The sequence below is a fragment of the Ensifer sp. ENS06 genome, from assembly GCF_014852205.1.
GTDB lineage: Bacteria > Pseudomonadota > Alphaproteobacteria > Rhizobiales > Rhizobiaceae > Ensifer > Ensifer adhaerens.
Genome location: NZ_JACVBC010000004.1, coordinates 220742 through 242812, shown reverse-complemented (window position 1 = coordinate 242812; position 22071 = coordinate 220742). Strand labels below are relative to the sequence as shown.

Genomic DNA, 22071 nt, shown 5'->3' with positions numbered 1-22071 from the left:
TCAGGGCGGTGGAGATGCAATGTCTCATAACGAAAGGGGAGTGAACATGAAGAAATTGCTTGCCGTGATGACGATTTCGCTGGCAGCGAGTGTCGCCAGTGCGCAAGATCTGCGGGTCGGCACGAGCGCAGATTATCCGCCGTGGGAGTCCGTCGATGCCGCCGGCGAGGTCGTCGGTTTCGACCGCGACGTCGGTAACGAAATCTGCAAGCGCATCGAGGCGAATTGTACATGGCAGAACCAGGCCTATGACGGTCTGCTGCCCGGCCTGCAGGTCGGTAAGTTCAACCTGGTGATCTCGGGCGTATCAATCAACGAGGAACGGGCGCAGAAGGTCGACTTTTCCGTCGCCTACGCGGACGCCCCAAACGCGATGGTCGTTGCCGCGGGCAGCCTGGTTGCCGAGGCGAAGTCCGCCAAGGATCTGCAGGACAAGCTTGCGAAGGTCGCGATCGGCGTGCAGACCGGCACAACCCATGAGCAGGTGGTTCGCGCCCATTTCCCGGATGCGGACGTGCGCGTCTATGACCGCCCGGACCAGATTGCCGACGACGTTGTCGCCGGACGCATCGATGCCGGCCTGATGGAGCGATCCGCACTGGAGCCGCTTGTGAAGGATCGTGGCGCTGACAAGCTGGCCTATGCCGGCCCGCTCCTGACCAGCGCGGACTTCCCCGAATTCGGCAAGGGACAGGGCGTCGCCATCGCCAAAGGCAACACGGAACTCGCCGCCAAGGTTGACAAGGCCGTGGCGGAGATGCTCACCGACGGCACGATCAAGACGATCTCCGAAAAGTGGTTCGGCTACGACATTTCCAAGAAATGACGAACACGTGAACCACGCGAGGGGGCGAGCAAGCCCGCCTCCTCGCGAGAGGAATTGGACGATGACACTCCCAGACCATATCACGATCGAAGCGACACGAGACCTGACGGACCTCGTCGCGATCCCTTCCGTCAGCGCCCGAGTTGAAGGCCTCGATGCGTGCGCCGATAAGGTTGCCGCTCTTCTCGCCGACGCCGGCTTCCAAACTGCAATCGAGCCAGGGGACGTCGGTCCGTTCGTAACCGGAGAAATCGGTGAGGGCCCCTTCACACTGGTGATCTACAACCACTACGACGTTCAGCCTGAAGAGCCTGTCAATCTTTGGACGGCACCGCCCTTCAGCCTGACGGAGCGCCACGGCGCGCTCTTCGGCCGCGGTGCGGCAGACGACAAGGGCGAATTCGTCAGCCGCCTTGCCGGATGGCGCCTGTTCCGGGAACGACACCCCGGCCCCTTACCCTTTCGCCTGATCTGGATCGTCGAGGGCGAAGAGGAAATCGGAAGTCCTTCGCTCGTACGCTTCCTTGAGAAACGTTATGCAGGCCTTCAAGCTGACCTCTGCTGGTGGGAATTCGGGGAGGTCGATACACGCGGCCGACCGGTGGTCCTCATGGGCTTCAAGGGCGTGTTGGCGATCGAGCTGAGCGTTCGCACCGCACGCGCTGATCTGCATTCCAGCCTCGGCGCCATATTCGATAATCCCCTATGGCGGCTGGCCTCTGCTGTCGCTTCCATGCGCGATGCAGCCGGCCGTGTCCTGATCAAAGGCTTCTACGAAGGCATCAAGCCCGGTCCAGCGACGAGAGAACTTGCCGCTTCGCCCCCGTTTGCACTGGAAGACTTAATGGCGGCAACCGGGGGGCAAAAGCTTCTTGGCGCCGTGACGCCATCCAACTTTTACGAGCACCTCAACTTCGAACCCTGCCTGAACGTCAACGGTATCCATGGCGGATACGAGGGCGCTGGCACGAAGACGGTTCTGCCGGCGACCGCGACCGCCAAGCTCGATTTTCGTCTCGTCCCTGGACAGAACCCCAAAGCCGTCGCTGACCTGGTACGCCTGCACCTGGACGACAACGGCTTTGACGATATCGAGCTGATCGTTCACGACGCCGAGGTCTTGGGTGTTCGCAGCGATCCGTCGCATTGGGCCGTCAAGCTCGGGGCGAAGTTGCTGGAAAAGTGGTTCGGCCAGCCTGCCATCCTTCAGCCGAGTTCGGCAGCCTCGGGTCTTGCGCACCCCTTCGTGCATCAGCTCGGCGCCACGCTTTTCGGTGCGGGCATCACGCACCATGGCGCAATGTTGCACTCTCCCGATGAGAACATCCTCATCGACCAGTTCCACCAGATGATCGGCTTCTCCGCAGACTTCTTCTCCGCGCTCGCCAGCCAGTGCGGATCGGCGGCAGACGTTGGTTACCAGCAACGCGAGACCGGGTCATGATCGAAGCGGTTGTCCAGTATTTTCCCCAGCTCCTGCAGGGCTTCCTCGTTACGCTCTCCGTCGCCGTCGGAAGCTTTGTCCTTGGACTGATCTTCGCGGTCGTGCTTGCACCGGCCGCGGTCTACGGATCCGCCCCGGTTCGCAAGGTCATCGCCGGTTACGTCAGCCTCATTCGGGGTCTGCCGGAACTGCTGGTCATCTTCCTGATCTTCTACGGCGGCACGGTTCTATTGACCGGTCTTTTCGGCGTCTATGTCGAAGTGGATGCTCTCACCGCCGGCATCGCAGCGCTGACTGTCGTCTCGACCGCCTATCTGACGGAGATCGTCCGCGGCGCACTGGTCGGGGTGTCGTCAGGTCAATGGGAGGCGGCACTCGCTCTCGGCCTTCGCGGGCCCGGAGCGTTCCGGCTCATCGTCCTGCCGCAGATGATGGTCCGAGCCCTGCCCGGCCTCGGCAATCAGTGGCTCGTGATCCTGAAGGAGAGCGCCTTGGTCTCGATCGTCGGACTCGAGGAATTGATGCGCAAATCCGTCGTCGCGGCCGGCGCAACCCACAAGCCCCTCGCCTTCTACCTTACGGCTGCAGCGCTGTATGTGCTGGTGACCGGCGTCTCGACGCTCTTCATCAATGCCTACAATCAGCGCCTGACCACTCATCTGCGGTAGTCCCATGTCATTGGATCTCTTTCTTCCCGCTTTCATCACCATCAAGAACGGCTTCGTTCTGACACTGATCATCACCCTGGCGAGCTTCCTCGTGGGACAGGTGCTCGCGCTGCCGGTCGCCCTGGCTCTGTCCTCTCCCTCAAGGTGCTTGCGGCTTCCGGCGTCTGCCTACACATTCGTCATCCGTGGCAGCCCGCTTCTCGTGCAGCTCTTCATTGTCTACTATGGCCTAGGACAGCTCGAGGCCGTTCGCGAGAGCGTCCTCTGGCCCATCCTCCGCAGCCCGGTCTACTGCGCCGTCCTGACGATCGCCCTCAACTCGGCCGCCTATTCGGCTGAGGTCCTGGCCGGTGCAATCCGGCAGGTGCCCAAAGGGCAGTGGGAAGCCGGGAAAGCCCTCGGGTTGGCAAAATACGTCCTGTTGATCAAGGTCGTCCTGCCGCAGATCTACCGCGCCATGTTGCCAAGCATCGGCAACGAACTGATCCTCGTCATGAAGGGGTCGACCCTCGCCAGCGCGGTCACGGTCATGGAAATGACCGGTGCAGCCCGCGTATTCGTCGCCAAGACCTATGCACCATTCGAAACGTTCCTGATCGCGGGTGCCATCTATCTCTTGATCGGCGCCGCCTTCGGGCGGGTCTTCAAGGGGCTCGAAACAAGGTTCGCCATCCCAGGCCGATAAGCCAACACGATCGACAGTCGCGAGAACTGCAAGCGGAGAACGTCTTCCGCGCGGCGCAGCCAATGCACACTTCTGGAGGAGAAAAAATGTCAAAGTCAGCAGTCAAGATCGCCGGCATGAACAAGTGGTACGGCGCTTTCCATGTCTTGAAGGACATCGATCTAGATGTTCAGCAGGGCGAGCGCATCGTCATTGCCGGCCCCTCGGGCTCCGGCAAGTCGACGATGATCCGCTGCATCAATCGCCTCGAAGAGCACCAGAAGGGCAAGATCGTCGTCGACGGCATCGAGCTCACCAACGATCTGAAGAAGATCGACGAAGTGCGCCGCGAAGTCGGCATGGTGTTTCAGCACTTCAACCTCTTCCCGCACCTGACGATCCTCGAAAACTGCACGCTTGCGCCGATCTGGGTGCGCAAGATGCCGAAGAAGCAGGCCGAGGAACTGGCGATGCACTTCCTGAAGCGCGTCAAGATCCCCGAGCAGGCGAACAAGTATCCGGGCCAGCTCTCCGGTGGTCAGCAGCAGCGCGTGGCGATCGCGCGTTCGCTGTGCATGAAGCCGAAGATCCTGCTGTTCGATGAGCCGACCTCGGCGCTCGACCCGGAAATGGTCAAGGAAGTGCTCGACACCATGGTGTCGCTCGCCGAAGAAGGCATGACCATGCTGTGCGTGACCCACGAAATGGGCTTCGCCCGTCAGGTCGCCAACCGCGTGATCTTCATGGACCAGGGCCAGATCGTCGAACAGAACTCGCCGGCTGAGTTCTTCGACAATCCGCAGCACGAGCGCACCAAGCTCTTCCTCAGCCAGATCCTGCACTGACCGAAGGCATTGCACCATTCCGCGCGTCCACGCCCGTCCTTGTCGAGCCCCGCTCGATGTCATAATTACCCCGGCCGATCATTCGTCGGCCGAGGCCCGGCCGCGACCAGATGCGCCGCTATCGACAAAGCCGTCGCCTCAAGGCCCGAAAGCGCTCGATGATTGTCGCCGGCGCTTGTGCCGCCGGTGCGGCAACCCATTGCAGGAAAACGCGGCGCGCCAGCCGCAGCGACACCCGTCGAAGTGAGTTTCCAGGTCGACGCTCGTCAGGTTAGAGCTTCGCCCTCGTCGACCGCGGCGTGGACAAAAGAAGGCTCGTCTCGCTGCCCATAATGCCGGGCACGAGACGGATCTTGCGCAGCACGGCATCGAAGTTGGCCAGGCTCGATGCACTGAGTTCCACCAGCAAATCCCACCGACCGTTCGTCGTGTGAATCTGCGAGATTTCAGGAAAGCCGCCGAGCGTGCGGATCACCCGATCGGTCACATGGCCCTCGATCTCAACCATCATCACCCCACGAACGACATCTTCAAGCGCATCGGCACGCAGCATCACCGTGTAGCCGAGGATGGTCCCGTCCTGCTCCATCCGCTCGATGCGCGCCCGCACGGTCGCCCGCGAGGCGCCCGTTTCCAGCGCGAGGTCCGAGACACTTCGACGCCCATTGCCGCGCAACAGCATCACGATCTTCTGGTCGAGAGCATCCATGCCGATTTGGATTCCGTTCTTATCAATTTGGTCAAACTAGCATCTCGATATGCCAAAATTCAATGTTCAATCCGCCATCTATGACTTTTATAATCATGAAAACAAACGGGAGTACACTATGGACTGCACGCTCATCGGCGCGCCCCTGCAAATCGGGGCAGGGCAGCTTGGCTGCGAGATGGGGCCGAGCGCCCTGCGCATCGCTGGCCTTCGTACGGCACTGGAAGAACTGGGCCATTCGGTCAAGGACAATGGCAATCTCAGCCCGCGTGCGTTCGACGAGATGCCCCATCCGAACAAGGCCGTCCATCACCTCGGCGAAACGGTCGCCTGGGTCGAAGCGCTGTCTGCTGCTGCCTACGAACACAGCAAGGCAGGCATGCCCATCTTCCTCGGCGGCGACCACGCCATCTCCGCGGGCACCGTTCCGGGTCTCGCACGCCGAGCCGCCGAACTCGGGCGGCCGCTGTTCGTGCTCTGGCTGGACGCCCATACCGACTTCCATACTCTCGAAACGACGGTCAGCGGCAACCTGCACGGCACGCCCGTCGCTTACTATACCGGCCAGACCGGTTTCGATGGCTTCTTCCCTGCGCTTGCCCATCCCGTTGCCGCACAAAACGTCTGCATGATCGGTATCCGCAGCGTTGACGCCGCCGAAAAGGCCGCCATTCGCACCACCGGCATCACGGTGCACGACATGCGCGTAATCGATGAGCATGGCGTGGCCGTCCTCGTCCGCAATTTCATCGAACGGGTCCGGGCCGCAAACGGCCTCCTGCATGTCAGCTTCGATGTCGACTTCCTCGAGCCGGACATCGCGCCGGCCGTTGGCACCACGGTACCGGGAGGAGCAACTTTCCGCGAGGCGCACCTGATCATGGAAATGCTGCATGACAGCGGGCTGGTGACCAGCCTCGACATTGTCGAACTCAATCCGTTCCTCGACGAGCGCGGCAAGACCGCTCGGCTGCTCGTCGATCTCGTCGCCAGCCTGATGGGCAAGCGGGTGATGGATCGCCCGACTGTCACTGGCTGATTTCGATTGTTCTTTGGTTGGAGGAAAAATGAATACTGATCCGAAACTGAACGTGGTTCCGTTCGTAAGCGTCGACCACATGATGAAACTGGTTCTGAAGGTCGGCATCGACCGGTTCCTGACGGACCTGGCGGCCACAATCGAGGAGGACTTCCGCCGCTGGCCGGTCTTCGACAAGACCCCGCGCGTCGCTTCCCATTCGCAGGAAGGCGTCATCGAGCTGATGCCCACCAGCGACGGAACGCTTTACGGCTTCAAATACGTCAATGGTCACCCGAAGAACACGCGCGATGGCCGCCAGACCGTGACGGCCTTCGGCGTGCTCTCGGATGTCGGCAACGGCTACCCGATGCTGCTCACCGAAATGACGATCCTGACCGCGCTGCGCACTGCGGCAACGTCCGCGGTCGCGGCGAAGTACCTTGCCCGGCCGAATGCCCGGACCATGGCCATCATCGGCAATGGTGCGCAGAGCGAATTCCAGGCTCGCGCCTTCAAGTCGCTGCTCGGCATCGACAAGCTTCGCCTCTACGATATCGACGCCTCCGCCACCCGGAAATGCGCACGCAACCTCGCAGGCCTCGGCTTCACCATTGAGGAATGCACCTCGGTCGAAGAGGCGGTCGAAGGCGCGGACATCATCACCACGGTGACCGCCGACAAGCAGTACGCGACGATCCTATCGGACAACCATGTCGGTCCCGGTGTCCACATCAACGCGGTGGGCGGTGACTGCCCCGGCAAGACCGAACTCAGCAAGGACATTCTCCTGCGCTCGGACATCTTCGTCGAGTATCCGCCGCAGACACGCATCGAAGGCGAAATCCAGCAGCTGCCGGCTGAGCACCCCGTCGTTGAACTCTGGCAGGTCATGACCGGCGAGACAGAGGGCCGCAAGAGTCCGGATCAGATCACGCTCTTCGACAGTGTCGGTTTTGCGATCGAGGACTTCTCCGCCCTTCGCTACGTCCGGGACCAGATTGCCGAACACGGTATGTTCACAGAACTCGACCTCCTCGCTGATCCCGACGAGCCACGTGACCTCTACGGCATGCTTCTGCGGTGTGAGAAGAAACTCGAAGCGGCATAGACTGACGAGAAGTAATCACGTTCCCCGGTTTGTCGACGGTCAAGCCGGGGAACGCTGGGCGTCAGTCGCCAAGCAGCCTGATAGACGCCAATTGAGCGCCTTGAAGGGAATCGAACCAAAGGCCCCTAAAAGCAGCCTCAAATGTCCCCAGGAATGAAGCCACCCGTCTGCCGCTTCCAGAGACGGGCATAGAGCCCGTCCTGTTCGATAAGCGCATCCGGTGTGCCTTCCTCGACGATCCGGCCACGATCGAGAACAATGATCCGATCCATCCTGGAGATGGTGGAAAGACGATGTGCGATGGCAATCACTGTCTTGCCTTCCATTAGCAGGTTGAGCTTTTCTTGGATTGCGGCCTCCGCCTCGCTGTCCAGCGCCGACGTCGCTTCGTCGAGGATCAGGATGGGCGCATTCTTCAGCAGCACCCGCGCGATCGAAACGCGCTGTCGCTGACCTCCGGATAGCTTTACGCCTCGATCGCCGACGAAGGCTTCATAGGCCTTGCGGCCCTCACCATCGGTCAGATCGGCAATGAAGGAATCGGCTTGCGCCGCCTGCGCTGCCTGCTCGATCTCTGCTGACGTCGCCTCGGGGCGGCCGTAGCGTATGTTGTCGCCGACGGACCGGTGCAGCAGCGCGACATCCTGGGCGATAACGCCGATGTTTTGCCTCAGACTCGCTTGGCTTACGGCACGAATGTCCTGACCGTCTATATGGATGGCGCCGCCGTGGATGTCATAGAAGCGTAGCAGCAGATTGACCACCGTCGTCTTGCCGGCGCCGGACAGCCCGACCAGTCCAACCTTCTCGCCTGCTCGGACGGTAAGGGATAGATCATCGATGACGCCCTTGTCCGACTTGTAGGCAAATTGAACATTCTCGAAACGGATTTCGCCATGGCGAACGATGAGCTGCTTTGCGCCTGGCCGATCGGTAATGGTCGGCGGAGTGGTCATGACGGGCATCGCATCCCTGATTGTTCCTAGAGCCTTAAAGATCTGCTGGCCCATCTGGATAAACGTGAAAGATCCAGCCGACAGCCGCTGAAGGATGTAAACCGTCGCCACAAACTCGCCCACCGTCAGGAAACGATCGAAGAGCCCCCAAAAGCCGATTCCGAGCATGACGAGCCAGAGAACCATGTTGAGGGTGATGACGACCAATTCAGTGGTTCGATAGATGCGCTGCTCGTGGTGTTGTGTGTTGACCGCTCTTGCCATGATCTTCCTAAGTGCGCCCGCTTCGGTGTCTTCGGCGGCGAACTGCTTGACCATCTGGATGTTGCCATAAATGTCCGTCATGGCGCCGGAAACGAGGCTATTCTGCCTCGCCGAGCGCCGCGCACGCTCCGTGAAATCAGGTACGACCTTGAGGGTGAAGAGCACATTGACGATCACCCAGGCGACGACCGGGAGCGCTAACTGCCAGGACAGCGCGAGCAACAGCAGAACCGAGCCGACAATCTGAAGCAGGAAGCGGGGCGCAGTCTGAAAGGCGATCAGGATCTGTTGCTGTACTGCATTGGCCACTTGGCCGAGGCGTGATGCTACCTGGCCGGCAAAAAGGTCATGGAAGAAGGCAAGGTCCTGCCCTTCAATGGCTTTGTGCCCCTGCCATTGAATAGCAATCGGGAGGCTGATGCCGACGGTATGCGAGTTCAGAATATTGGTAATATAGAAGACGATGGGCATCACCGGAAAAATCAGAACGGCGAGGAACACCAGCAACCAGAACCGGCTGTCGACGAACTGCCCGACCCCTTGTGTCGCCACACCATCGACGATCACCGATAGTCCCCAGATAACGATCAGGTTGATTGCTTCGACGGCCATCGAGGTTAGTGCCATGGCAATGATGACGCCTCGGAACATCCGGATGAAGTGCATCAGGACGGCGACCGGCCCCTTGGTCGGAAGCGGTTGATAGGGGATGTCGAGCGGGCGGATCAGCGTTTCGAAGGGACGATAGACAGCATCTGAGATCGACATAGGCCGCTCGCTTTTGTCCTGGGAGAAGAAGGGAACATTGCTACGCGCAGCACATAGCACCATCTTCGCGCTGCAATCTCAACTAGAATATTTTTGAGACTGTAAGGGAAAGGTGTTATTCCCAAAGCGTTGTGCCGGTCTTCAGGCCATCCCTGGGGCCTCGCCATTTCGAGAAAGCCCGATCTTCCGCCATCGCTAAACAACAGCTCTGGCGCCGCTGGAGCGTCGCGGCACAGAACCGGAGGATACGCGTTGCGCAAACGCGGGACGAATACTGTGCGTTGGCGCACTTCAGCAGGGAGTCAGAAACAGGCGGCGACCCCACTCCCCTTTGCTGGAACATTGTCGCAGCTCAACGGTTTTGCGTTCACAAACCGGGAGGTGGAAGATGATTGGTGTGAACCAGCAATCGATTGAAGATCAAATCGCCGAATTGAGATCGCAGATCGCGGAGGTGAAGCAAGCTGTGAGTGAGCGGGTCAATTCTGCGGCTGAAGGCGCCTCTGGAATAGCTAGGAACGCAGCCCAGACGGTCCGACAGCAAGGACAGGGCGCAATAGAGGCCGCGCGGGAAAATCCCGGAACAGCAACGACAATCGTCAGTACGGCCGCGCTTATCGGATTTTGCATCGGCCTATACCTGGGCCTTTCTTCGACTAGTGCCGTTCGGGCGCGCTGGTAGGCAGGAGCCCATCTTATCTTTCGAAGCCCAATCGAACATCCCTAGCATTTCTAACCGAGCAAGTGATCCGCAGCCGGATGGCATCTGTTAGTCGGCAAAAGGCGTGTTAGGTAAAGACTCCTTGCCGATTGCCGATTTGTCGGTGCCGCCGCCCGCCAGCGATCCGGTCAGCCGGCTCTTGCGGTCGAAAGCTGACGACGAATTTGGACGCGCGCGGCTCGAAAGGCCGAGGCGCAAGGGTGAGCTTGCCGAAGTGTTGCCGACAGAGTTCGCCTCGACGAACGGGGCGCGACGCTCGACGTAGTTGCCGTTCGAGTTACCAGCGACCTGCCGATTGGCCGATTGATGCCGGGGGGTGCCATGTTCACAGAACTCGACCTCCTCGCGGATCCCGACGAACCGCGTGACCTCTAGGGCATGCTGCTTCGCTGCGAAGAAGCTCGAAGCGGCATAGACTGACGCGAAGCAATCACGTTCCCCGGTTTGTCGACGCTCGCCAAAGGATCAGTTGACCCGGGCTCCTTCGGCGCAGAACAGATGGATCTTCTGGTTCTTCGGCTGGAGATAAATCTGCTCCTCAGGTTTCAGGTCCACGCGGCGATGCAACACGATCCCCGCCGTCTGCGTGCCGACGCGCACCAGAAGGTGAGTTTCGGCGCCAGTCGGCTCGACCGTCAGCACGGTTGCCGGTATGCCGGTTTCGGAGAGCTCCAGATCTTCCGGGCGGATGCCATAGGTGCGAGCTTCACCGTGACCCAGCGACGCCGGCAGCGGCAGGGAAACACCGCCGTCAATGAAAAAGCCGCCATCACCGACGTTGCCCTCAAAGAGGTTCATCGACGGCGAGCCGATGAAGGTGGCGACAAAGGTATTGCCCGGGCGATCGTAGAGGTCGAGCGGCTTGCCGATCTGCTCCACGCGGCCGGCGCGCATGACGACGATCTTGTCGGCCATGGTCATGGCTTCGATCTGGTCGTGGGTAACGTAGACGATGGTCGTGCCGAGCCGCTGGTGCAATTCCTTGATCTCGCTGCGCATGGTCACGCGCAGCTTAGCATCGAGATTGGACAGCGGCTCGTCGAAGAGGAATACCTTGGGGTGACGAACGATGGCGCGGCCCATGGCGACACGCTGGCGCTGGCCACCGGAGAGTTGCTTGGGCAGGCGGTCGAGCAATGGTTCGAGCGCAAGAATTCCGGCGGCCTCCTTCACCAGCTTATCGATCGTCGCCTTGTCTCGACCCTGGAGCTTCAGGGAGAAGCCCATGTTCTCCTTGACCGTCATGTGCGGATAGAGTGCGTAGCTCTGGAACACCATGGCGATGTCGCGCTCCTTGGGTGCGACGTCGTTGACGACGCGCCCATCGATGCGGATTTCGCCGCCGCTGATGTCCTCGAGCCCCGCAAGCATGCGCAGGAGCGTGGACTTGCCGCAGCCGGACGGTCCGACGAGCGTGACGAATTCTCCATCCTCAATGTCCACGGAAACGCCGTGGATGACGGAGGCTGCGCCATACTGTTTCAGAACGCGGTCGATCGCTACCGATGCCATTTTTCTTCCTCCCTCAAAGCTTGAGTTGCCAGATTTTCGCGCCCGTGACGGCGCCCGTCAGCCTTGCCGATCGCGCGGCGGCAAATCCCGGAATGCGCTTGGTGCCTGTCCAGCGGCCGTTGTCGGCAAAGACCTCGATCGAGCCCGCATCGAGGAAGATGCGCAGCTGCGAAGGTCTGGCGCCTGACGCCAGATATCGCGGTGGCGGCTTGCCGGTACCGGCATCGAAGAGGATTGCAAGGCCCTCGTCATCGAGCCTGACGCCAAGCGCGACATCCGGGTGATCGAGGACGAGCTCGAAAGCCGCGCCGGCCTCGGGCAGTGCAAGCACGATCTCGACCGCACCGCTTTCGAGTGGAACCGTTTCGCCCGCAGCAAGGGCTGTTTCATCGAGCAGCCTGTGGCGCAGGTTTTCGACTGCCGCGACCGGCGGCGTCAACACGGCACCCCCATCGAGAAGCACGCGACGCGGCAAGGTCATCGCCGTCGGGAAATCGTCCTTCTTGGAAAAGTCTGTCCAGTTGGCAAGCCAGGCGATGCCGACCGGTTCGTCGCCGTCGACGAAGGCCTGGAAGGCGTAGGCGTCGGAGCCGAAATCCAGTTCCTGTTCGAATTCGGCCGTGAACGACCGGCCGTCGAAGCGGCCGACGGTGACGGATGTGAGGTTGCGCCGGCCGGTGGCCGGGTCACGGCTTGTGAGCAGGCCAAAGATCAGCGCCCAGCGGGTCTCCGGATCATCCGCCATGCCGCCGACCGGCAGCATGCAAGGGCACTCCGCTGCGGTCATGCCGAAACCGTCCTCGCGATGGATGATGTCGAGGAAGGTCCAGCCCGTGGCACCCTGCAGATCCGCCGTCTCGTAAAGCAGGACGACACCGCCCGATCGGTCGCGACTGCCAAGCAGCATCTTCCAGCGGCCGTCCGGGCCCTTGAACACATAGGGATCGCGGAAATCAGTCGTGAGGTTCAGACCCTCCGGACGGATAGGCAGGATCACCTCGGACGGGCCGGCAACGATGCCGTCTCGGCTGACGGCCGAGAGCTGGATCTGCTCCTCCGGCTCCCGGTCGCGAACGTGTTCGGTGTAGAAGACCCGGATGTCGTCCCCGTCCGGCCCGGAGACGGGGACGGCCGAGCCGGAAAAGGCGCCGCCACGGCCATCGTCCTTTTCCGACAGGTGGTCCGCCGGAAACAGGAACATCGGCAGGTGCGTCCAGCGGATCAAATCTTTCGAGACCGCATGGCCCCAGTGCATGGTGTTCCAACGCAAGCCATGCGGATAGTGCTGGTAGAAGAGATGGCCGAGACCCTTGAACCGGCCGAAGCCGTTCGGGTCGTTCATCCAGCCGAAGGGCGGTCGGAAATGGTAGCTGCCGGGAACCTCAGGCGGCGCCGTGCGGACGTCGTGATGGAGGACGCGGATCCCCTCCTCCAGCACCGTCTGCGGGTGGAACGCATAGGCGACGGAGAGCGCAGTTGTTTCCGCATCATAGGCAAGCACCGTGCGGCCAGTCGTCCCGAGCGTCACCGCGAAGAATTCGAACTCCCCGGCGCGGCGCGTGGACGGACCGGCAATCTCACTGCGGTCTAAGGTGACGGACAGTATTGCCTCGTCGCCAATTTTGCGCGCCTTCAGCCAGAGATGCAGCACGGTCCCGGCCGGGAGTTCGGCCTCGACGATTTCAAGCACGGGGCTCGCGGGTTTTGTCTGCGAAGTCATAATCAACCTTTCACGGCGGAGCCGACGAACGAACTTACGAACCAGCGCTGGAAGGCGAGGTAAAGGATGAGGACAGGGATCATCATCAGCACGGACGCGGCCATGGCGCGGTCCCAGTAAATGCTGTCCTGTCCGAAGAAGGTGGCGATCGCGACGGAGATCGGCCGGGCATAGTCGGTCTGGGTGACCAGCGTCGGCCACAGATACTGGTTCCAGCTCTCGATCCCCATCAGGATCGAGACCGTCGCAAGCGCCGGCAGGCTGAGCGGCATGTAGATCGACCGGTAGATGCGAAACGTCGACGCTCCATCCATCTCCGCAGCTTCGTAGAGTTCCTTCGGTAGCTGGGCGAAGAACTGGTAGAACAGGAAGACATAGAGCGGGCTTGCCACCCAGGGCAGGATCTGCACGGCAAACGTATCCGTCAGGCCCACCCGCGACATCATCACGACCAGCGGCATGATGATGCTTTCCTGCGGGATGACGTAGAGCGCGACCACGAGGGCAAGCAGGATCGCCTTGCCGCGAAGCGACCCCCAGGCGAGAACGAAGCCCGCCATGGAATTGATGATCAGCCCGGACACGACGGTGACGACGAGGATCACCAGCGAGTTGACGAGGTAGCGACCATAGGCAAGTTCGCCGGAGAAATTGGCGATCTCGCGGTAGTTCGACAGGGTCGGATCGCTGACCCAGAAGGCGCGGAAGCTGCCCATGTCCGCAAGGATGCGGAAACGGTCATCCTTGAGGCTGGCGATCAGCAGCATGAAGAGCGGCGAAATCATCACCAGAGCGATGATGAAGATGCAGACGGTCTGGACGACACGCAGGCCCGTCTTGCTGTTGCCGCGGGGGATCGCCAGCGGGGCTGGCTGGCTGAGCACGAGATCAGACATCGAAGCGCCTCAGGAGTTTGCGCTGGAGAAGCGCGATCAGAAGAACGATGACGAAGAGAATGACGGAGACGGCGGATGCGTATCCGAGCTTCTGTTCCTCGAAGCCGGCACGCACCATGTAGTGCACGACGGTCTCCGTGCTTTCCTTCGGTCCGCCCTGGGTCAGGATCGCAACCTGCGTGTAGAGCTTGAAGGCCTGGATCGTAGTGATGACCAGCACGAAGACGTGGGTCGGACGCAGGCCCGGCATGGTGACGTGCCAGAAGCGGCGAAACGCGCTGGCGCCGTCGATGCGGGCGGCATCGTAAAGTTCGTCCGGAATGCCCTGCAGGCCGGCGAGGTAAATGATCATCTGGAAGCCATAGGCCTGCCAGGCCGAGAGCAGCACGATCGAGAACATCGCCCAGTTCGGGTCGCCGAGCCAGTCGATCGGCTGGATCATGCCGCCGGACAGGAAACCGACGATCTGGTTGAGGGGACCGCTCGGATATTGGAACAACGTGCCCCAGATCACGCAGACGACCACCATGGATGTAATCGCCGGCAGAAAGAACATTCCGCGCAGAAGGTTCTGCATCGGCAGCTTCTGGTGCAGCAGCAGCGCCGTCAGGAAGGCAAGACCGCACTGAACCGGCAGCACCCAAGCGGTGAAGCGGGTGACATTCCAGAGCGACGTCCAGAACAGCGGATCGGCGAACACCCGCTGGAAATTCAGGAGGCCGACGAAACGCACCGGCGTCGGACGCGGCACCAGCGGCTGATTGGTCATCGCCGTCCAGAAGGATAGAAGAAACGGCGTGATCAGGAAGACGGCGAGCAGCAGCACGGCCGGTGCGATCATCGCGACCTCCTGCCAGAACCGCTGCCGGTCGCGCCGCCTGGCGGGGCGTGGCAGCGCGGCCGTAGACGTCTGTTGCAAGGTCATGGTCTCCTCCTCATCGCTCATCCTCCCGAAATCGCGCAGGGCCGGCCAGCGGGAAGGCCCTGCAAAATTCGCCCTATTGCTGCTCGTCGAAGGGCGGGTAGCCGGCGTTGTCCTCGATGTCCTGATCGATCTTCTTGGCCGCAGCCGTCAGTGCCTCCTGCGCATCACCGCCATTGAAGATCTTGTCGACCGCCTGCATGAAGGCCGAGGTGATCGTCGGATAGGCCGGGTGCGGCGGACGGGCGACGGCGGTTTTCGAGGCCTGCTCGAAGGCGACGGCAAGCGGCCCGCCTTCAGCGTAGAGCGGGGATTCTGCGGCAAAGCTCTTCAGGCCCGGATAGGCCGACTGGGTCTTTGCATAGTCGCGATAGTCCTTGTCCTTCAGAAGGAAGCTCAGGAATTTTCCGGCGGCCTCAGGGTTTTCGGAGCTCGCCGAGATACCCCAGATCCAGGTGCCGTTCGGGCTGACGCCCTTTTCGCCGATCTTCGGCAGCGGCATGACGACGATGTTGTCCTTCATCGCAGCGGCAGCTTCGGCGTAGAACCAGTGCCCACCCATGGCAAGCGCTGCCGGCTGCCCCTCTGCATAGAACTGGTTGGTGCCGGACGAGGTCGGAACAACCCAGCCGTTTTTCACCCAGGTCTGCATCATCGTCAGCGCCTTGACGCAGGCTTGGCTGTCGAGCGTGCCGCTCGCCTTCCAAGCCTTGCGATCGATCAGGTCGCAGCCCGCACTTTCGAGCAGCGGGCCGTAGGCATAGGTGATCCACTCGGTCTTGATCCCGTAACCGCGGAACGTGTCGATCGGCCACTTCACGCCTTCGAGTTTGGAGAGCTTTTCGAGATAGCCTTCGAATTCCTCGCGCGTCCAGGCATCGTCGACGGATTTCGGAATGCGTGCGCCGATGGCTTCGAGATACTTTTTGTTGCCGTAGAGAACGACCGAGGAGTCGGTAAGGCCGATTGCATAGAGGTCCTTGTCGATCGGGTAGGTTCCCTGAGCGATGTTCGAGCCGGTCATGTCGTCGAGGACATCCTTGTCGACGAGTGGCTTGATGGGCTGCAGGTAGCCCGACCAGACGTAGTTAGCGAGAAACGGCGCGTCGAGTTCCATCACGTCGGGCAACTGCTTTGCCATGACGGCGGCGCTGAACTTCTCGTTATAGGCGTCGTGCGGCGCGTAGATCATCTCGACGTCGATGTCGGGATTGGCTTCCTCGAAGCGCTTGGCGACGTCGCCATAGGCCTTCACCCAACCCGGATCGCCCTGGTGCATCACATGGATGACGGATTTTGCCTCTGCAGAACCGGCGGTCCACAAGAGTGCGGAAGACGCGAAAAGCGCGCTAAGTAAACGATTACCCAGATAAGTTGTCATTGATCTTCTCCTCCTATTCAGTTCGACAAGAATGCTGGTTGCTAGACCGATGCCCGCTCCACGAGATGAAACGGCAGCTTGCGCAGATGCGGCGGCTGAGGTTCCCCGGCGAGCAGTATCTCCATGGCCAGGCGGCCCATCGCGCGGTGCGGCAGGGCCATCGTCGTCAACGGCGGATCCAGCCGCGAGGCGAGCTCGACCTGGTTGTCGAAGCTGGCCACCGCAATGTCGTCCGGGATTTTAAGGCCGGCGCGCGCAAGGGCCGCATAGACTTCCATTGCGACACGGTCGTTGCCGCACAGGATCGCGTCCGGCCGCTGACCGGTGGCCAGCAATGTCTCGACATGCGACGCGACGAGGCTCGGAGCGCGGTCGCTATAAACGCTGCGGCGCACGGCCGGAAGCACACCAATCGGTTCGAGGCCGGCCTCTTCAAGGGCTGCGCGAAAACCCTTCTCTCGTAGCGCCCCGGCAAGGATACCCGGCAGGTTGATGAAGGCGATGCGGCGGCGGCCAGAGGCGAGCAGGTAACGCACGATCTCGCGCGCCCCACCTTCTTCGTCGGGGACCAGTGACGTGACGCGCCCGGAGGCCTCGCGGCAATTGATCATCACGCCGACGGAGCCCGCGAGTGCCGGCGGCAGATCGACGTCCTTGTGGTACATGGCGGCATAGGCAACGGCACGCGGCCGGAACTGCTGCACCTCGTCGACCACCGAGCCGATTGACTGTCCGCTGCTGTGGTTGACGGCAAACACTGCCATGCCTGCACTGCGCGCAGCACCATCGAGCCCGCGCACGATTTCGGTGGCGAACGGCGAAGTGATGAGGCCATCAGAAACGACGCCGACCAGCGGTAGCCATCCCTGACGCACACCGCGCGCGGCGAGATTGGTCACGTAACCCAGTTCCTCCGCGATCGCCTTCACCTTCTGGCGGGTATCGTCCGACATGCGCGCGGAGCCGCCGTGCAATGCGCCGGAGACCGTCTTCACCGAGACGCCTGCACGCTCCGCAATGTCAGAAAGCGAGATTGCCACGATGCTCCTGAACTCCGTTGGGTTATCGATTACCCTATAGTTTAAACCACGGTCTTTTGTCAAGCGCAGCCGACGGGTCCTTGTGACTTCGCCGACAAACCGCTGGTTCGTTGCAGGCGTCCATCTGACCCAAGCGACCCGTCTGCCCTTCGTTGCCCGTGGCCAAGGCGTCACGGCCATCTTCCCTGGGGACCAAGCGACGGCGGCGATCTTCGACGTGCTCGGCAACGCCGTCGAATGCGAGAGCAAGGTGGAATATGACCTTCTCGCCAAAGCCAGCGCCTTGATGGCCGCCTATTTCGACATCATGCACGCACGACAGAATGGCTCGCCCAAAATGGCCTGCCGGAAGAAAAGGGCCGCGCCTATCCCGTGCCCCTGTTTGCCGGTCGTTCCGAAGCGGCACTTCACGCAAGGCAAGGATGTCGATTTCGTCGAGATGAGCCGCGAGTTTGCCACCAAGAGCGGCCTCAACGAACAGGTGTTCCGGGACTTCGACGAAAGGTGCGGAACCCTAGCGCTGACGCGAGTGCTCGACAGAGTGTTCGAGCGGATCAACAACCGCTAACAGGTGACACTCGCCGCCATTTCGCCCCATGCGGTTGATTAGATCACGAATTCCTCCTCATAGGTCTGCGGCTCGGGAACGACCGTAACCTCCACCGGTACGATCCAATTGGCCGCGTAGCTCTCGAAGTCGGAACGCTGCTGGTCGGGCTGCACGCGCCCCGCCGCATCGATCGCGCGACATCGCAGTTTGTATTGCCCCACCTTTTCAGGGGTCCACATGTACTCCCACAAGCGCCATGCAAAGGGACGTTCTTTCTCGAGGAGGCTTGCCTCGCGCCAGCCACTACCATCTTCGGTGCAGACCTGAACCTGCCGGATAGCAGCCTCGCCGCCCCAGGCGGCTCCAAAAATTCGATAGGGTTGGCCGGCGATGAGACGCGCGCCCTGCACGGGTCGCGCGATCTGCGCTTTGACCTCCATCTCCGTGAGGGGGACTAGGCTCGGTTCCCCGAGGTTGCGCTCCCAACGGAAGTACTCACGCGCTTGCCAGTAGCCAAGGAATGGTTGTTCCAAAACCGTGATATGGGTGATCCACTTGACCCAAGCCATGCCGAACCAGCCACCCACAACCGCGCGCAGCGGGTAGCCGTGATCGCGCGTCAACGGCTCCTCGTTCATCGAATGGGCAAGGATCGTGCTGTGCGCCATGGCCTTCTCCAGCGGTAGACTGCGCGCAAAAGCGATGGGGCCAGGAGAAGCCGTTTTTTTGTTCGTGTCGACGACGCCGCTGTCTGCGCCCACAAGCAGGACCTCACGCGCGTTAGGCTTAACGCCCGCCATTTCCAATATCTCGCTGAGAAGAACTCCTGTCCACGCAGCATTGCCGACGGCTCCGTTCTGCCACTGCAACCCCTCCTTCGGTGGCACATAGTAGACGCGGCCATTCCCGGCGCATTCGACGACGGCAGTCAAGGTCGTGCTCCGCATCGCCTTGATGCTGTCGAGGTCAAGTTCGAGCGGCCGCGCCACCGCCCCGTCAACGCGCAATCTCCAGTCTCGCGCATCGAGGTCCGGCGATGGGAAATGGTTTCGCACGAAGAACAGCTCGGTTGGGATCAGCAAATCGGAGAGCGACGCAAATGGAAACTCGGTATTCTGTGGGGATTTTTGTCGAACTATCAGGCTGGGTTGCTCTGGTGTCGGCATCGTTCTCGTCTCTCCTTCCAAAAGCACAACCTCGGTATCCATCCCCGCGGGTTCCGGTTAGATCACACCCCGCGCAGTGCGCCTGTCGCGTTCCGCCTTCGGCCGCATTCTCGCCTATACCGCACGTTTCGAGCATCGACCTCGGACGGCAGCTTACTGCATGGTCACATCTCTCTTTCGCGCCGGCTTGTCGTTGAGACAGTACCTCTGCAGAAGACCAGCAACATGTTGTTGGCAGGCATCTCGATCGTCTCGCGGAGAACAAGTCCAGCGGCCTCACCCATTTGTTCAAGGTCAGCGATATCACGCACACCCCAAGATGGGTTGCGCTCCTTTAGAGCGGCGTCGAAAGCAGCATTCGAGGGGGCGTTGTGTACGCCGTCGCGCATAAAGGGACCGTAGAGAAGGAGAAGCCCACCATCGTGAAGCAAACGGCCAGCTCCTTCGAACAATCCTGAGCTTGCCGTCCATGGCGCGATGTGGATCATATTGATCGATAAGATGGCGTCAAAATGCCCCGTTTGTTCGACGATCCATTGTCCTGAGCACACATCAATATCCCGCGGTGCCAGCACATTCTTCAGCCTTGAGAATTTGATCCAGCTAGACGTACTGGCGCGGGCGTCGGCATCCGGATCGCTCGGCTGCCAGGTGATGTCTGGCATTGCCCCCGCAAAACACACGGCGTGCTCACCGGTCCCGCATCCAATCTCCAGCACGGTGCCACGTGTTGGAAGGACACGTTGTAGGACCGCGAGGATCGGCGCCGAATTTCGCGCAGCGGAAGGTGAGAACATGCGCTGGTCGGCGCTGACGTCGCGCTGTTCCAGCGCAACAGGCGAACGGTCCTTCTTCTCTGGGAGCATTGGCCTGTAATCCCCTTTGGGCAATGCCTCCACCTTATAGCTGAAATAACTGAAATCAAGGATTGCGGACTTACAAAGGTCGTCGGTGCTGCGTTCGGGATCATGTCCCAGGGAGTGGTGTAAGTGGCGGCTTTGGTCGCCGCGTTCTCCGGCATGGGCCGGGATGATCAGCGCGCCACGGCTGGCAGGCTGATGAGCGGATCATCGCTCATCTGGCTGATGGTTTCCAGCGTCATGTATCTGGCGCGTTGGACAGCCCATTCGTCGTTCTGCTCGAGCAGGATCGCGCCGACGAGGCGGACGATGGCGTCAGAAGGCATCAAGGCAATCATCAGCAAGACACTGCGCGAGCAATGGCTGACGCTCGAGGCGCCTCCTCTCGCACCGGTCGTCGCCGAAATCCGTGCGCGCTGTGAAGAGGCTGGTCTTGCCCTGCCGTCCTATGTCACCATTGCCCGGCGCATCCCGGCGCTGTTTTCGCCTGAAGAGATCGCCAGAAAGCGGTCGGCCAATCCAAAGCACCTGCTGCGGTTAAAACCGCGACCAGGCTATATCCACGCACCGCACCCACTCGACGTCTGCCAGATCGACCATACGCCGACCGATTTGAGCGAAAACAAGGTCGCGCGGCCCGGCTGATCACCTGAAAGCGCCGGTCATACCGGCGGGTTCCGGCCAAGAGGCACCGCTGGAGCAGAGCAAACACTGCATGCAGTAAGCTGCAGAATCGCAATGCGCTCAGGCCTGGAGGTTGTCCGCCGACATCTTGCCGGACTTGCGGTCTTTCACCAGCTCATAGGTAACCTTTTGGCCGTCGTTGAGTCCGCGTAGACCAGCTCGCTCTACCGCGGAAATGTGGACGAACACATCGGCAGTTCCGTCATCCGGCTGGATGAAACCGAAGCCTTTTGTTGTGTTGAACCATTTTACTGTACCGGTTGCCAAAGTATCCTCCTTTGATCATCGTCGTGTCGGACCGATAGGCTCGAATGATACTGGTACGCTCACATTAGTAGACGGTTCCGGCGTCAACGAAAAGCATGCGAGCTGCGCCTAATCCCAGGACAGTTGATCCTTCGGAAGCCGACCACTTGGGTCGTGTACCTGCACTTTATGCGGCAGGTTGGGGCCCCAGTTCCAAAGCACCAGATTTCGATCTCCCTCTTCGGCGCCGGGCGCAAAGCTGGGTACTATGATGCCTGCCGTGCCCCTCGCCTTGAGTCGATCGTATATCGACCAGGATGGGGGTCTCCTTCCTTCGGAAAGCGTGGTGGCCCAACTGCAGGCTATTTCCTCCACCGAAACGGAATTCGAGGCCCGACCAACTTCAGAAGTAAGATCCGCAATGTCATCACAGTCGACATCGTAGGAACAAAGTACACAAGGGTCGATGCGATGGGCAAACCCTTGATTGGCTTCCTTTACCGCCGTCATCACACTGAGGGCGAGATAGAGAGCTGGCACGACTTTTGGGTTGAACCGCGCGCCTCTTATAGCCGCGCCATCTCCTGAAACCGGTTTGAAAGCCCAGCGTGGATCGTGCGCACGGTAACAATTGCCCACAAACCTCAAGCGAAGCCCCCTAGGGCCATATGATCGAGGTAATCTCGCACCGCCGCGGCCTTGCCGTCTTTTACGAGAGCCTCGGGCGTACGCCCGCCAAAAGCTGGTAGAGGTTGGGCCCGGTACCAAGCCATTGCCTGCTCCTTACCACCGGCCCAATCTGAGACACGACTGATAATCTCCAGCATTTCCCGAAGACGGCTCTGCGTTTTCGCGCCCAGGCTACGTTCACTTCTATACAGTGTTTCGCGGGCTAGCCCCGCCGTCTCGGCCAACTGGCTCTTAGACATGCCGAAGCCGGTTGCGACCCGTTCCACAGCGATCTTTCCCGAGCGATCCATATAGGACAGCACCAAGGGACCGCTGTGCTCTAAAGATTTCAGAACCTGAGACATGATCATTCCGCCATATCCAGCAACTCATTTATTGTGCGAAATATATGACTCTATTGACGGTAACGC

21 protein-coding genes and 3 pseudogenes are annotated in these 22071 nt (G+C 60.8%); 10 read left to right on the top strand and 14 right to left on the bottom strand.

All coding sequences use genetic code 11. From position 1 onward, the window contains the following. Positions 1–46 precede the first annotated feature (46 nt). From IB279_RS18015 to IB279_RS17995, 5 genes are all read left to right on the top strand, one after another. Positions 47–826, top strand: coding sequence for a transporter substrate-binding domain-containing protein (locus IB279_RS18015; protein WP_113187601.1), 780 nt, complete (start codon positions 47–49; stop codon positions 824–826). 61 nt (positions 827–887) lie between these two features. Further along, positions 888–2270: a M20/M25/M40 family metallo-hydrolase gene (locus IB279_RS18010; protein ID WP_089045281.1), complete on the top strand. Its 1383-nt coding sequence runs from the start codon at positions 888–890 to the stop codon at positions 2268–2270. Next, positions 2267–2938: an ABC transporter permease gene (locus IB279_RS18005; protein ID WP_089045280.1), complete on the top strand. Its 672-nt coding sequence runs from the start codon at positions 2267–2269 to the stop codon at positions 2936–2938. Before IB279_RS18010 ends, IB279_RS18005 begins: the two co-directional genes overlap by 4 nt. A gap of 4 nt (positions 2939–2942) precedes the next feature. Then, a complete protein-coding gene (locus tag IB279_RS18000; protein ID WP_089045279.1) occupies positions 2943–3623 on the top strand; it encodes an ABC transporter permease in 681 nt (226 codons plus the stop codon). Between the two features lie 62 nt (positions 3624–3685). Then, positions 3686–4447 (top strand): amino acid ABC transporter ATP-binding protein, encoded by a 762-nt coding sequence (locus tag IB279_RS17995; RefSeq protein ID WP_064817053.1) that lies wholly within the window; start codon positions 3686–3688, stop codon positions 4445–4447. Positions 4448–4718: 271 nt separating this feature from the next. Here IB279_RS17995 and IB279_RS17990 read toward each other — a convergent pair whose 3' ends face one another. Further along, the gene (locus IB279_RS17990; RefSeq protein WP_060517223.1) at positions 4719–5156 is read right to left on the bottom strand and encodes an Lrp/AsnC family transcriptional regulator; all 438 of its coding nucleotides are present in this window, start codon (positions 5154–5156) and stop codon (positions 4719–4721) included. Positions 5157–5274: 118 nt separating this feature from the next. Here IB279_RS17990 and rocF point away from each other — a divergent pair, with 118 nt between their 5' ends. Together rocF and ocd are read left to right on the top strand one after the other, a co-directional pair. Further along, on the top strand, positions 5275–6195 hold the full coding sequence (gene rocF, locus IB279_RS17985) for an arginase (RefSeq protein ID WP_060517226.1): 921 nt from the start codon (positions 5275–5277) through the stop codon (positions 6193–6195). A gap of 28 nt (positions 6196–6223) precedes the next feature. Continuing rightward, the gene (gene ocd, locus IB279_RS17980; RefSeq protein WP_060529605.1) at positions 6224–7285 is read left to right on the top strand and encodes an ornithine cyclodeaminase; all 1062 of its coding nucleotides are present in this window, start codon (positions 6224–6226) and stop codon (positions 7283–7285) included. Between the two features lie 137 nt (positions 7286–7422). Here the strand turns inward: ocd and IB279_RS17975 are convergent, their stop codons facing one another. Continuing rightward, a complete protein-coding gene (locus tag IB279_RS17975) occupies positions 7423–9273 on the bottom strand; it encodes an ABC transporter ATP-binding protein (RefSeq protein WP_192339548.1) in 1851 nt (616 codons plus the stop codon). Between the two features lie 388 nt (positions 9274–9661). Here IB279_RS17975 and IB279_RS17970 point away from each other — a divergent pair, with 388 nt between their 5' ends. Beyond that, positions 9662–9955 (top strand): hypothetical protein, encoded by a 294-nt coding sequence (locus tag IB279_RS17970; RefSeq protein ID WP_089045275.1) that lies wholly within the window; start codon positions 9662–9664, stop codon positions 9953–9955. A 504-nt stretch (positions 9956–10459) separates the two neighbouring features. On the opposite strand, the gene IB279_RS17965 is transcribed toward IB279_RS17970, so the two are convergent. The 6 genes from IB279_RS17965 to IB279_RS17940 form a co-directional block, all read right to left on the bottom strand. Next, positions 10460–11506, bottom strand: a complete 1047-nt coding sequence (locus tag IB279_RS17965) for an ABC transporter ATP-binding protein (RefSeq protein WP_089045273.1) — start codon at positions 11504–11506, stop codon at positions 10460–10462. Between the two features lie 13 nt (positions 11507–11519). Then, a complete protein-coding gene (locus IB279_RS17960; RefSeq protein WP_192339467.1) occupies positions 11520–13226 on the bottom strand; it encodes a GH32 C-terminal domain-containing protein in 1707 nt (568 codons plus the stop codon). Between the two features lie 2 nt (positions 13227–13228). Beyond that, positions 13229–14122 carry a carbohydrate ABC transporter permease gene (locus IB279_RS17955; RefSeq protein ID WP_192339465.1) on the bottom strand — a complete coding sequence of 298 codons (894 nt, stop codon included), beginning with the start codon at positions 14120–14122 and terminating at the stop codon, positions 13229–13231. Next, positions 14115–15047: a carbohydrate ABC transporter permease gene (locus tag IB279_RS17950; protein WP_060517238.1), complete on the bottom strand. Its 933-nt coding sequence runs from the start codon at positions 15045–15047 to the stop codon at positions 14115–14117. The genes IB279_RS17955 and IB279_RS17950 overlap by 8 nt, the downstream gene beginning before the upstream one ends. A gap of 73 nt (positions 15048–15120) precedes the next feature. Then, a complete protein-coding gene (locus tag IB279_RS17945; protein ID WP_113544670.1) occupies positions 15121–16425 on the bottom strand; it encodes a sugar ABC transporter substrate-binding protein in 1305 nt (434 codons plus the stop codon). Positions 16426–16466: 41 nt separating this feature from the next. After that, positions 16467–17465, bottom strand: coding sequence for a LacI family DNA-binding transcriptional regulator (locus IB279_RS17940; protein WP_060517241.1), 999 nt, complete (start codon positions 17463–17465; stop codon positions 16467–16469). A gap of 109 nt (positions 17466–17574) precedes the next feature. Here IB279_RS17940 and IB279_RS17935 point away from each other — a divergent pair. Further along, positions 17575–18033, top strand: a pseudogene (locus IB279_RS17935) (pyrroline-5-carboxylate reductase); the annotation flags it as partial. A gap of 38 nt (positions 18034–18071) precedes the next feature. On the opposite strand, the gene IB279_RS17930 reads toward IB279_RS17935, so the two are convergent. The 3 genes and pseudogenes from IB279_RS17930 to IB279_RS17920 all read right to left on the bottom strand — a co-directional run. Then, positions 18072–19223, bottom strand: coding sequence for a sulfite oxidase (locus tag IB279_RS17930; RefSeq protein ID WP_060517243.1), 1152 nt, complete (start codon positions 19221–19223; stop codon positions 18072–18074). Between the two features lie 122 nt (positions 19224–19345). Continuing rightward, positions 19346–20047 (bottom strand): DUF938 domain-containing protein, encoded by a 702-nt coding sequence (locus IB279_RS17925; protein ID WP_060517245.1) that lies wholly within the window; start codon positions 20045–20047, stop codon positions 19346–19348. 167 nt (positions 20048–20214) lie between these two features. Beyond that, positions 20215–20358 (bottom strand): annotated as a pseudogene (locus IB279_RS17920) (IS256 family transposase); the annotation flags it as partial. Between the two features lie 16 nt (positions 20359–20374). Between IB279_RS17920 and IB279_RS17915 the strand changes: the two are divergent. Next, positions 20375–20659, top strand: a pseudogene (locus IB279_RS17915) (transposase); the annotation flags it as partial. A 126-nt stretch (positions 20660–20785) separates the two neighbouring features. Here the strand turns inward: IB279_RS17915 and IB279_RS17910 are convergent. From IB279_RS17910 to IB279_RS17900, 3 genes are all read right to left on the bottom strand, one after another. Then, positions 20786–20992, bottom strand: coding sequence for a cold-shock protein (locus tag IB279_RS17910; protein ID WP_060517255.1), 207 nt, complete (start codon positions 20990–20992; stop codon positions 20786–20788). A gap of 108 nt (positions 20993–21100) precedes the next feature. Continuing rightward, positions 21101–21619 (bottom strand): RES family NAD+ phosphorylase, encoded by a 519-nt coding sequence (locus IB279_RS17905; protein ID WP_082566354.1) that lies wholly within the window; start codon positions 21617–21619, stop codon positions 21101–21103. Next, entirely contained in the window at positions 21616–22005 is a 390-nt protein-coding gene (locus tag IB279_RS17900; RefSeq protein WP_060517432.1) for an antitoxin Xre/MbcA/ParS toxin-binding domain-containing protein, read from the bottom strand. Before IB279_RS17900 ends, IB279_RS17905 begins: the two co-directional genes overlap by 4 nt. Positions 22006–22071 lie beyond the last annotated feature (66 nt).